Here is a 12,665-nt window from a genome sequence, read left to right as displayed (position 1 = left end):
CCCGCAGCGGGGTTCATGTTGAAGGCTCCCTGGGCCATCATGTTTTGCGCCATGCCAAAGCCCATCGCGATTTCAGCGGCGGCTCCGGCCGGACCGGCGCCCCCTTTGGCCATGCCTTCGGCCATCTGGAATTTCACGTAGTCGTTGAGGTTGCCGATCGCGCCCATGCTGCTGCGCTTGTCGATGGCGGCCTCGACTTCCGGCGGCACGCTGGCGTTTTCGAGGATGAAGCTGGTGATCTCGATGCCGTACTTGCCCTGCGTGGTGGGGTTGATGATGGGCAGCAGGGCTTCGCCAAGCTCGGAGTAGCGGGTGGCGAGATCGAGCACGGGCACCTTGGCGGTGGCGAGGGCGTCCGTGAACACGCTGACAATGCGGCTGCGCATGGTGTCGGCGAATTCATCCAGGCGGAAGTGATTGTCCGTGCCGGCGACTTCCTTGAGGAAGAGCTTGGGCTCGGTGATCCTGAAATCGAAGGTGCCAAAGGCGCGCACGCGCACGATGCCGAAGTCCGCATCCCGCATCATGATGGGGTTGCTGGTGCCCCACTTGTTGCCAGTGAAGAGGCGGGTGGTGACGTAATAAACGTCCGCCTTGAAGGGGGACTCAAAGCCATACTTCCAGCCTTTGAGGGTGGAGAGGATGGGGATGTTCTCCGTGCTCAGGGTGTGCTTGCCGGGGCCGAAGGTGTCTCCGTATTGACCGAGATAGACGAACTGCGCCACCTGCGACTCGCGCACGATGAGCTGCGCGCCGCGCTTGATTTCCTTGTCCTCGTCCGGAAAACGCCAGGAGAGCGTGTCGCGTGAGTCGTCCGTCCATTGGATGATTTCCAAGAACTGTCCTTTGAGGTAATCCATCAGGCCCATGATCGTATAAAAGGTGAGTGTTTGCGGTGTGTCTGGCAGGGAACGAGGGCGATATTAAAGAGCGGCATTCCTTTTGGCGAGTGCAATTCTGCGACCCCGTTTGTAAAGCATCCCTCATTGCTCGCTGAGCGCTTTGCCGTTTGATTCCTTAAATCACTGGTTCAAATTGATATTTCATATGTCCCTTGCCGATCAACTCCAAGCCGCCGCCTCTTCCGGGCAACTCCTCGCCGCCAGCTACGACAACATTCGTGCCCTCCTCGCCGCCAGCGACAACCCACTTTATCGCTCCAGCATCGAAGAACTCGCCACGGCAGGCCAGTGGGCGGAGCTGAACGACCGCTTCTTCCAAGCTCTCAAATTTGGCACCGGCGGTCTGCGTGGCCGCACGGTGGGCAAGATCGTCACCAAGGCGGAGCGTGGCAGCGCCCCGGAAGACCAGCGGCCGGAGCACCCCTGCGTGGGCACGAACGCGATGAACTTCTACAACGTCAGCCGCGCCACCCGTGGCCTGGTGACCTACCTCAAAAACTTCCGCGCCAACGCCAAGCTCAGCGGCAAGCCGAGCCTGGTGTTTGCCCATGACACCCGCCACTTCTCGGCGGAGTTCGCCAAGTTCTGCGCCAAGATCGCCATGGATCACGGGGCGAATGTGTACCTCTTCGACTACTGCCGTGCCACGCCGGAAATGTCCTTCGCGGTGCGCCAGCTCCGTGCGGATGCAGGCGTGATGATCACCGCCTCCCACAACCCGGCGCATGACAACGGCTACAAGGTGAATTTCAACGACGGCGCCGGCATCGTGGAGCCCCACGCCACCGGCATCATCAAGGAAGTGAACGCCATCAAGGGCGAGGAATACACCGCGCTGCCCGAGGCCGAACGCGGCAAGCTCACCACCCTGGCCGATGACATGGACCAGAAGTATCTGGCCCGCGTGGAAACCATGATGCTGCAGCCCGAGCTGCTACAGAAGGAAGAAGCGAAGAAGCTCAAAATTGTATTCACCGCATTGCACGGCGCAGGCGGTGTGCTGGTGCCCGTGCTGCTGAAAAAGCTCGGCTTCAATTTCCTCACCGTGCCGGAGCAGGACGTGCGCGACGGCCGCTTCCCCACCGTGAAGTCCCCAAATCCGGAGAACGCCTCCGCCTTGCAGATGGCGGTGGATCTCGCCAACAAGGAAGGCGCGGACATCATCATCGGCACGGACCCCGACTGCGACCGCATGGGCGTGGGCGTGCGTGATGCCAAAGGCGAAATGGTGCTGCTCACCGGCAATCAGGTGGGCTCACTCATGGCCTGGTACCGCACCAAGACGATGTTTGACCTCGGCATTCTCAATGCTGAAAACAAGAGCCACTCGGTGCTGCTGAAGACCTTCGTCACCAGCCCGATGCAGGACGCTATCGCCGCAAAGTTCGGCGTCGGCTGCGTGAACACGCTCACCGGTTTCAAATGGATCAGCGCCAAGCTTTCCAAATACGAAGCCGCGCTTCCAGCGGACATCCAGAGCCGCTACCGCGACCTCAACAACGTGGAGAGCCGCAACGCACGCCTCAAGCACAGCAAGTTCCTCATCTTCGGTGGTGAAGAAAGCTACGGCTACATGGGCGATGACTTCAGCCGCGACAAGGACGGCAATGGCGCCGTGGTCATGTTTGCCGAACTGGCCGCCTACGCCGCCAGCCTGGGTCTCACCGTGGCCGGGCTGCTGGATCAGGTGTACTGCGAAGTGGGCTACTTCCTGGAGCGCAACGAGAGCAAGGTCTTCGAAGGCGCCAGTGGTGCTGCGCAGATCGCCAAGCTGGCCGACAGCTACGGCAGCAACCCGCCGAAGGAAGTGGATGGCTCCGCCGTCATCAAGGTGCGCGATTTCCGCAAGGACGAGATCACCGATGAAGAAGGCGACGTGGTGCTGAAGGAGAAGATGCTCTTTGTAGACCTTGCCGATGGCCGCAGCTTTGCCGTGCGCCCCTCCGGCACCGAGCCGAAGATCAAATACTACATGTTTGGCCGCAGCGTGCCCGCCGCAGGTCAGAGCCTCAGCGCCGACGAACTTACCGCCGCCAAGGCCAAAGTCACCGAAGGCCTCGCCAGCATGTGGGCCTGGCTGGACAAAGACATCGACGCCCGTCTGGCTTCATAAGGCCGAAGTTCACGACAGATTCGAAGAAATGGCAATGCGGCTGAACAAACTTCAGCCGCATTCGTCTATCCAGTTGTGACCTCATTCCTGAGGCGGAGGGCCGGAAAATGCGGCTTGAAGTTCCCAGGAATTTAAGAACTATTAACGATTATGAATTCTCAAACCACTCGCAGGGGGCTGATCAGTTCCATTGGGCTGGGCTGGTGTTTCACCATCCTCTCTGCTTCCACGGGCATGGCGCAGGCTCAGCAGCGCTACTATCCGCAGCCGCAGGGTTATCCCCAGCAGGGTGGTTATCCACAGCAGTACAGCCCTCCACAGGGCTATCAGCAAGCACCGCAGGGTTACCAGCAGACACCTCCAGGCTACGGCTATCCGCAACAGCAGCAGCCCCAGCCGCAGTATGAAAGCCCGCTGCAGTTTCTGCCGAAGTTTGGCCAGCGCATGAGCGAAATGGCGCGCCGTCTTTTCTATGGCAAGGACCCCACCGGCTATGACTACCCGCCGCAGGGCTACGGTCAAAACGGCGGCTACAGTCTGGACTCCACCCCGCGCCCGCAGGCCGCTCCAACATATCCGCAGCAGTCTCCGCAAGGATATCCCCTTCCCGGTTCAGGCTACACCCAGCCACAGCTTGGCTATCAATATCCCCAGCAGCAGCCGCAACAGCAGCCTCAGGGACAGCCGCGCTACAACTACCCGCCGCAGCAGCAACCGACCGCTCCGGCCCCGTCGCAGTCAAACACGAGCCGCAGCAAAAGCACGCCTTCTGCTCCAGCTCCACAGAGCAAGACTCCCTCCCCCAGCACCACGCGCAAATACACTCCGCCCAAGGTGGACGACTCACCGCCATCCCCCAGGACGACGAGCAAACCTGCCACGGTGACACCCAAGAAGGAGCCGAAGCCTGACGCCCCTCCGCCGACGCCAGCGCCCACGACGCGCCGCTCCGAATCCACCTCCAAGGAATTTCCTACCACGACTTCCAACAGCGGATCTTCTGGGTCGTTCTTGAAGGGCAAGAAAACCGCGAAGCCCGGCCGTGTGATCAGCCCATATCCGCCTTACAAAGAGCTCGACATCACCGGGCTCGAGAGCGGCTCCCTGGCGCTGGACCCCACCACGCAGAAGGTTTTTGAGGTGCCTTGAGGCTTTCCCGCCCCGTACTTCCGGCTCCAGCACCCCATTTTCTAGGAAATCCCGGTCACGCCGAAGCTTCTTCTTTTGTGCCAGCGGCAGGTCTTTTGACGAAATCGAAAATAAACGCGGCGCTGGCCTGAAGAATGCTTGCTAAAAGGGTAGGATGGCGCTTGGCTGTCCTACAACCATTCATGGCCGACCACGGACTCCAGCAGTTACAGACTCAAAAGCTCGCCATCGGGCCGCAGATGCAGCAAAGCTTGCAGATCTTGCAGGCTCCCACTTTGGAGCTGCGCCAGATCATCCAGCAGGAGGTCGAAATCAATCCGGTGCTGGAGCTCGAAGCCCCGGAAACTTCCATCCAGGACGCCATTCCCGATGATCCCGATGACCGCAGCGTGGATGACAGTGACATCGACGCCCTGACGCAGATGGACGATGAGTGGCGCGAATACTGGCAGCAGAGCCGCCAGCAGACCGCCACCCGCCGCAGCGATGACCAGGAGCGCTGGCAGTTCCTCATGGACTCCATCGTGGCTCCCACCACATTGCAGGAGCATCTGCTCTCCCAGCTTCACACCTCGGACGCCAAGGCCAGCCTCGCCCCTCAGGTGGAGTTCCTCATTGGCAATCTAGATGACCGCGGCTTTCTCAACACCCGCATCGATGACCTGAGCCTGAACCACGGCATCCCCATCGACACTCTGATCACCGCCAAAAAGCTGCTGCAGAGCTTCGATCCTGTGGGCGTCGGATCGGAAGACCTGCGCGAGTGCCTGCTGGTGCAGCTGGAGCGCCTTGGCAAAAAGCAGAGCCTCGCATGGCGGCTGGTCGATCAATACATCGACGACCTCGCCAACAAGCGCTACCCCATCCTCGCCCGCAAGCTCGGCGTGCCGCTGGAGCAGATCTCACGCGCCGCCGATTTCATCAGCACGCTGGACCCGCGCCCGGCGCAGCGCTTTGCCGTCTCCTCCAACAACTACGTCACACCGGATGTCGTGGTAGAGCGCCAGGGGCGCGACTGGGTGGCAGTCATGACCAATGACGACCTGCCGCACCTGCGCATCAGCAACACCTACAAGGATCTGCTCAGTGCGCCCGGCAACAACGGCGAAGTGCGCAACTACGTGCGCGACAAGATCCGCAGCGGCAAGTTCCTCATCCGCTCCATCCATCAGCGCCAGCAGACGATCCACCGCATCGCCACGCAGATCCTCAAGTATCAGCGCGAGTTCCTGGAGAAGGGCACCAACTTCCTGCGCCCGCTCAACATGGCCACCGTGGCCGATGAAGTCGGCGTGCACGAGACCACCGTCAGCCGCGCCATCGCCGGCAAGTACATCGCCACTCCGCATGGCGTGTTTGATATGAAGTTCTTCTTCTCCCACGGCGTGAAGACCGAATCAGGCGATGACTTGAGCAACACCAGCGTCAAGAATGCCATCGCTGAACTCATCAAGAACGAACCCAAGCACAAGCCCCTCAGCGACGACAAGCTCGCCAAGCTGCTGGACGGCCAGGGCATCAAGGTCGCGCGCCGCACCGTCGCGAAATACCGCGAAGCCCTGAACATCCTGCCCAGCCATTTGCGGAAGTCGTTCTCTTGAGTCTGGGTTCGTAACGCGGAGGAAGTTCGGAAACTTCAAGGCGGCCCGTCTTTAGTCTTTACATACGAGTCAGGACAACCACGTTTGGTTGTAGACCCCATGACCTCCCATCAATTCATCGTGATCATGCGCTGGCTGTTGGTGCCGATCACTGCGGCTTTGGGAATCATTGTGGCCCTTGTGCCATCGTTTGTCGTGAACCGCATCGTTCATGCCATTCTTTGGAGCACTGGTCATCACATGCCCGGAAAAGTCTTCATGAGCTATTATTCCATTCCGGTATGTGGCGCCTTCGCCGCTTTTCTTTTTGTCGTCTTTGGAACGTGGGCTGCGCCGAAGCACCGCTCCAAGGTTGCATTCCTCCTGCTTGTCATCGGGGGTGCCTTGACATGGGAGAGTGCTGGTGACTTTCACGCTCCCTACATTATCAAAGGCCAGCCTTACATCCAGGTTTGGCAGCCCATTGTGGCAACATGGTCAGGCGGGTTACTCGCATTTGTCGTGATTTATGGTCGAGCAGGATTGCGACGTGTTTTTCGATTCCAGCACTCTTGATCACGTGAAGCGCCGCGCGATCTGCGTGTAAAACGCCAGCGCCTTTTCCACCTCGGCGCACTCGACGTATTCCACCGCTGCGTGTGCCTGATCGATGCTGCCGGGGCCAAACAGGATCGTCGGAATGCCCATGCGTGAGAACTTGCTGGCATCGCTGCCGAACGGCACACCGATGACGCCATCATCGCGCCCCATCTCTCCCAGCAAGGTTTGCGCCAGCTGCACAAGCGGAGCTTGGGCGTCCGTCTGAAAGGGCCAGTCCTGCAGCATCGGCGTTTCCATCTCTGCGAGCACATCGGAATGCCGCTTCATCAGCGCATCCAGCAGCACCTGATAATGCGCCAGCACGTCCGGCACCTCCTCGCCGGGCAGCAGACGGCGGTCGATCTCGATCACCGCCTCATCCGGCACGAAGTTCACCTGCACGCCGCCATGGATCACGCCCACGTTGCAGGTGCCCGGCCCGAGCAGCGGATGCTGGGTCTGCTGCATGTGCTCATGGTCCTCATTCAAGGCCAGCACGATGCGCGACATCGCGGTGATGGCATTGATGCCCAGATGCGGCTTCGAGCTGTGTGCTGCTTTTCCTTTCGTGCGGATGCGCCAGCGCAGCACGCCTTTGCTCGCGATCACGCATTTGAACTCCGTCGGCTCCGCCACCACGGCGGCATCGGCCTTGAGTCCTTCGCAAAGTTTGACCACGCCGCGGAACGAAAACTCCTCGTCCACCACGGCAGCCAGCCACACCTCACACGGAGGTGCTTCACCGCTGGCGTGAATGTCCGCCACGGCATGCATCATCGCCGCGAGCCCCGCCTTGTCATCTACCGAGCCGCGACCGTGCAGCCTGCCATCCCGCACAACCGGATCGAAGGGATCAATTGTCATGCCTTTGACGGAGACCGTGTCCATGTGCGCCTCGAACACGATGCGCCTGGAGGAGTCGCGACCCGGCACGCGCGCGATCACGTTGTTGCGCCCCGGAAACACTTCCTGCTCCCACACTTCCATGCCACGCTCCTCAAAGAAACGCCGCACGTATGCCGCCGCCTCCTCCTCCCCCGGACCACCCTCATAGGAGCTGTTGATGCTGTTGATGCGTACGAGGTCGGCCAGAGTGTTCAGGACAGGAGACATCCCGCAAACTAAACGAAGTCAATCCCACGGCAAGAAGCGCTGCTTTCTGGCCGTACTTTTGCTGTCTCATGAAAGCCCCTTTCTCCATTGCCCTGCTTTTGACGCTGCACACGGGCAGCGCAGCCATGGCCGCGCCTGCGGATGACGCGAAAATCACTTTCTTTGAAAAGAACGTCCGCCCTATCCTGATCAAACGCTGCTACGAGTGCCACTCCGTCGAATCCGGCAAGGGCAAGGGCGGCCTCTTCATCGATTCCCGCGACGCCATACTCAAAGGCGGCGACAACGGCCCGGCCCTCGTCGCGGGCAATCCCGACAAGAGCCACATCATCGAGTCCATCCGCTATCAAAACCAGGACCTGCAGATGCCGCCCAAAGGCGCCATGCCTGCGGCGGAAGTGAAGACGCTGGAAGAGTGGGTGAAAATGGGAGCGCCAGATCCGCGTGAGGCCGTCGCCTCCGCCAAACCAGGTGCGCCACGTGTCATTGATCTCAAAGAGGGTGCCAAGCACTGGGCCTTCCGCCCGATTGTGGCGCCGCCCGTCCCCAAAACAGACGCATCCAATCCCATCGACGCTTTTATCAGCGAAAAACTCGCTGAAAAAGGACTCAAGCTGGCGGCGCCTGCTGACAAACGCACGCTGATCCGCCGTGCCACCTTCGATCTCATCGGCCTGCCTCCCACTCCGCAGGAGGTGGATGCCTTCCTCGCAGACAACGCCCCCGACGCCTTTGCCAAGGTGGTGGACCGCCTGCTGCGCTCTCCGCAATACGGTGAAAAATGGGGTCGCCACTGGCTGGATGTGGCACGTTACTCGGACTCGAACGGTCTCGATGAGAACATCGCGCTCGGCACCGCATGGCGTTACCGCGACTATGTGGTGAAGGCGATCAACGCCGACAAACCCTTCGATCAATTCCTCACCGAACAGATCGCCGGAGATCTGCTCGAATCGAAAGACCTCTCCGAGCGCCACGAGCACGTCACCGCCACCGCCTTTCTCAATCTCGGTGCCAAAGTCCTCGCCGAACCGGACAAGGAGAAGCTCACCATGGACGTCATCGATGAGCAGATCGATGTCATGGGCCGCGCCTTCATGGGCCTCACCCTCGGCTGCGCACGCTGTCATGATCACAAGTTCGACCCCGTCCCGACCGCTGACTACTACTCACTCGCCGCCATCTTCAAGAGCACGCAAAGCTTCAGCGTGGACCGCATCGGCGCGCTGAGCACGGCGTATGAAGCGCCCGTGGGCTCGCTCGATGACTTTGCCGCCGTCAAATCTTCCGAACGCATCCTCAAGGATCAAAGGGCCGCCGTTTCCAAAGCCGAAAGCGCCGCCATCACAGCCCTGCGCAAAGAGGTGCGTGAACACGCAGTCGATTACCTCATGGCCGCCGCCAAGCTGCCCGAGGCACCTACCCTGAGCCAGGTGCGGCCGGTGGCGGAGCCGCTCGGCCTGCGCCCGCACATCCTGCTCAACTGCCGCGTGTACCTCGCCGCCAACGAAACGCTGCCCTTCTTCAAGCCCTGGCAGGATGCTCTCAGTAAGACGGGCGATGTGCAATCTCTGCGTGGCTACTACACCGCCATCTTCGCCGCTGCAGAAAAAATCGCTCCTGCGCCGAAAGCGAAGCCCAAAGCGGACGCCAAAGCAGAACCCAAAGACGCATCCGAAGACTCGCTGCTGCATCAGGCGCGTGCCGCCTTGGATGCCCCCGCAGGCTTCCTCGCGCTGCCACCCGAGCCCATGATTCTCTTCCCCAAAGACGTGGCTGAAAAGGTGCGCTCGCTGAAGGACACGATGATGACCACGGAAAGCAACCTTCCGGATCTGCCCACCACGCTCGCCGTGGCCGAAGCACCGAAGATCATCAAAGAGCTGCCCATCCACATTCGCGGCAGCCACCTCGCGCTCGGCAAGCCCGTGCAACGCGGCTTCATCCAGGTCGCCCAGGCATCACTCACCACCAAGCCGCAGTTCCCCGCGAATCAAAGCGGCCGCCTTGAACTCGCCCGCTGGCTCGCCAGCCCCGAACATCCGCTCACTTCACGCGTCATCGCCAACCGCATCTGGTCCTGGCATTTCCGTCAGGGCATCGTCCCCACCACGGACAACTTCGGCCTCCTCGGCCAGCAGCCCACGCATCCTGCCCTGCTCGACTGGCTGGCCCATTGGTTCACCAGCAACGGCTGGAGCCTCAAGGACATGCACCGCCTCATCATGAGCTCGCGCACGTATCAGCAGAGCTCCGCCACTTCGGCACAAGGTTACGCGGCTGATCCCGAAGACCTCCTGCTGCACCACTTCCCCGTGCGCCGTCTCGAAGCCGAAGAAATCCGCGATGCCCTGCTGGAAGTCGCAGGCAGTCTCGACACTACCATCGGCGGCAAGACCATCCCGCGCCGCAATCGCGAATTCGTCTTCAATCACACCTCCAAGGATTTCACCTCCTACGGCAGCACTCGGCGCGCGCTCTACATGCCGATCATCCGCAACAATCTCTACGATCTCTTCCAGCAGTTCGACTATCCCGATGCCTCCACCAGCACCGGCCTGCGTTACAGTTCCGTCGTCTCCCCGCAGGCCCTGCTCCTCATGAACAGCGACCTCGCCACCGACGCCGCAAAGAACTTCGCCACCCGCCTGTTTAAACTCTCCGCCAACAAGGAGGCCCGCCTCCGCGCCGCCTATCGCCTCGCCTTTGCCCGTGAAGCCACTGCCGAAGATCTGCGCCGTGCTGAGAACTACCTCACCGCCGCCGATGCCTCGCTCAATTCCACCCAGCAGGACTCCACCAAACGCGAGCAGGAGGCCTGGGCGCTGCTTTGCCAGGCGCTGATGATGAGCAATGAGTTCATTTATTTGAGGTAGGCGCAGCGGGCCGCTACGAAGGTACAATGGACACTCTTGTCTGTCGGCCAGCGGCACCTTCAGCATTTTTGTGCACGCATTATCTCAAATCGATCTCCAGCAGCCCAAACCTTCCGCGGCGTTGCTGCATGTGTATTTGTGGATTGCCTGCTGAGGAGGAGCGCTGGCCGACGGACAAGAGTGTCCATCGTACTCCAGGCTTGCCAAAAGGCGTTCTGTGGCTACACATCGTACCATGTTCACCGCGCAGACCAGTTTTCTTGCAGCGCTGACGGCCTCATAACGAAGGCCGTCTGAATCCATCTGGACAAGCGCGGCGCCAAGAGCCGCCAGCATCTGCGATGTTGAGTCGATCTCATCACGCCCGCGCAGTCTACCCCTGCACCGTCGTCCGCGTCTCTTTCCGCGATGCACCACGCACGGACGGCGCACTGGTGTGGTCAATCGCGGCCTTTTTCATTTCATGACTCTCATGCAGTTCCCCCTGCGCCTGCAGGCGGGACGAATCGTATTCCTGCGTCTGGAGCAGCATCCAGCCGCACAGCGCGCGCGCACCTCCTGCCCTGCCGGATCGCAGGACAGCGGTTGGCGCATCCAAGCCGAGCACTGCGAAAAATTCCCCGCCCTGCTTCCCATCAATGAAGCCTGGTGGCGGCTGTCGCGTGCCACACACTCGGCACGCACTCTCGCGGACCTCAGCCTCATCCAGCACGCGCTTCCCGCAGATGGTTCGTTCCCTGTAACGCCTCTGCCTCGCCACTGGCATAGCCGTGACATACGCCCGTGGCTGGGAGATCCCGCCACACGCCAGTATTTGATGAAGGAGCTTGCGCCACATCGTCGCGAAGCGCTTCAACTGCTTGGCATGGATCTGCCCGCTGCACATGACGTGCATGCATCCGGCGCCGCTGCTCGCCTCTGGCTGCCTTGGATTCGCTCACGATCCCAGGCATGGACCGACGCGCTCGAAACCGCCGTCTCCACTTTAAACCGAGGTTTTGAACCCGACCGCGAGGCTCTGATAGCCACGCTGCTGCATGAAGGGGAGATCGCGTGGCTGCCATTGATCGCGCAGCAAACCGCCGCAGAACAATTGCCCCTGCTGCGCACCCTCGTGGAGACCAAGCAATACCTGCGGCCACCACCCGCAGGCATGCACAGGCTTCTCACCACACTGCATCATCTCACGGACGCCAAGGAGTACACTCACATAGCCCGGACTTGCTACCTGAGTCTCGCCAACAACTGCACCCCGCGCTTTCTCGCGCATGCGCTTCATTACCATCGGCAGTGGAAGCTGGAGTTTCAGACTCAAGCATGCCCGATGCATGAACCTTGCAGGCGGCAGCTTCATCTCGTCCTCCACTGCAAAGCCGCCAAATGGCTGCGCAGCCCGAAACAGATCTGGCAGCAGGCCACGGGATTGAAGGACTGGTCCTCGGCCATTCAGCGTCTGCTGGCACGGCCTCTGTACAAGGAAGTGCTCGACAGCATTCTTGAAGCCCTGCGTCATCTGGGGCGCAAGCGCGGCAAAGCCGCTGTCAAATGGACGCGCTGGCTCAACCTCTGGGATGCCATGCTTCGTGAAGCGTACGCCACGCCGTGGGCGCGGCGGCAACTCGCGGCCGATCTGATTGAAGCCTGGCGCATCAATCCGGAACACCTCAGCATGACCACACATTCAGTGCATCAACTGCTGCTCTGGCTGCAGCGCGTGCGCACTTTTGAAAAGCACCCGGGAGAGGACATTCCCGTGATGATCGAAGCCCTGTGGGAGTCTATTTCCATAGAAGATCATTCGGCACTGCTGCAGGTGCCCGAGAAAGCCTGGCGGCAGATGCAGCCCGCGCTCGTGGGCTGGTCTTCCCGAACCAATGCTGTCATAGGTCTCTCTCATGCCAGACGGCTGCCGGCTGGGTGCCTGCTTGGCATGCTGCTGGCCTCACCCCTGGAGTGGGCGCGCACCATGCGCCGCATCGGCGAACTGGAATGGCGCGAACGAAAGGAATTGTGGGAAGCCTTTCGCGAACATCCGCTGACCCCGTGCAATGCAGTGCACACGCCCCTGCCGCATGTCATCGTGCTGGTGGACACCATTCAGGCATCTCACCCGCGCTTCCCCGGCGTGCCGGACAAGCTGCGCGCTGCGGGTAAACTGCATGAGCATGTGAAGACACACTACATGGAGGAACTCACGCGCAACATCCACCGGCTGCGTCTCGCAGTGCTCGATGATCTGGCGGAGTGGGCCCTGCGCCGGCGCTTCCCCCATCTGCATGGCGGCCACATCGCCACGCACACGCTGCGTGTCGCGGCGGGTGCAGGCGAAGAA

Annotated in this window: 8 protein-coding genes; 6 read left to right on the top strand and 2 right to left on the bottom strand. The window is 60.9% G+C overall.

The window, feature by feature from the left end; all coding sequences use genetic code 11:
* A partial coding sequence (locus tag WAW39_RS12155) for an SPFH domain-containing protein (RefSeq protein WP_422319141.1) occupies positions 1 to 869 on the bottom strand: 869 nt, incomplete at its 3' end.
* Between the two features lie 178 nt (positions 870 to 1,047).
* On the opposite strand from WAW39_RS12155, the gene WAW39_RS12150 reads away from it, so the two are divergent.
* The 4 genes from WAW39_RS12150 (at position 1,048) to WAW39_RS12135 (ending at position 6,320) form a co-directional block, all read left to right on the top strand.
* Complete coding sequence (locus WAW39_RS12150) at positions 1,048 to 3,015, top strand: phospho-sugar mutase (protein ID WP_422319139.1); 1,968 nt, start codon at positions 1,048 to 1,050, stop codon at positions 3,013 to 3,015.
* A 150-nt stretch (positions 3,016 to 3,165) separates the two neighbouring features.
* Entirely contained in the window at positions 3,166 to 4,164 is a 999-nt protein-coding gene (locus WAW39_RS12145; RefSeq protein ID WP_422319137.1) for a hypothetical protein, read from the top strand.
* A gap of 182 nt (positions 4,165 to 4,346) precedes the next feature.
* Positions 4,347 to 5,765 (top strand): RNA polymerase factor sigma-54, encoded by a 1,419-nt coding sequence (rpoN, locus tag WAW39_RS12140; RefSeq protein ID WP_422319135.1) that lies wholly within the window; start codon positions 4,347 to 4,349, stop codon positions 5,763 to 5,765.
* Between the two features lie 99 nt (positions 5,766 to 5,864).
* Positions 5,865 to 6,320, top strand: a complete 456-nt coding sequence (locus WAW39_RS12135; RefSeq protein WP_422319133.1) for a hypothetical protein — start codon at positions 5,865 to 5,867, stop codon at positions 6,318 to 6,320.
* On the opposite strand, the gene WAW39_RS12130 is transcribed toward WAW39_RS12135, so the two are convergent.
* Positions 6,321 to 7,457: a M20 family metallopeptidase gene (locus WAW39_RS12130; RefSeq protein WP_422319131.1), complete on the bottom strand. Its 1,137-nt coding sequence runs from the start codon at positions 7,455 to 7,457 to the stop codon at positions 6,321 to 6,323.
* Positions 7,458 to 7,525: 68 nt separating this feature from the next.
* Here WAW39_RS12130 and WAW39_RS12125 point away from each other — a divergent pair, with 68 nt between their 5' ends.
* Positions 7,526 to 10,333, top strand: coding sequence for a PSD1 and planctomycete cytochrome C domain-containing protein (locus WAW39_RS12125; protein WP_422319129.1), 2,808 nt, complete (start codon positions 7,526 to 7,528; stop codon positions 10,331 to 10,333).
* A gap of 472 nt (positions 10,334 to 10,805) precedes the next feature.
* A partial coding sequence (locus WAW39_RS12120; RefSeq protein WP_422319127.1) for a hypothetical protein occupies positions 10,806 to 12,665 on the top strand: 1,860 nt, incomplete at its 3' end.

The organism is Prosthecobacter sp., assembly GCF_049294395.1.
Taxonomy (GTDB): Bacteria; Verrucomicrobiota; Verrucomicrobiia; order Verrucomicrobiales; family Verrucomicrobiaceae; genus Prosthecobacter.
The sequence above is the reverse complement of the archived record's forward strand: the minus strand, read 5'-3'. Positions and strand labels throughout refer to the sequence as shown.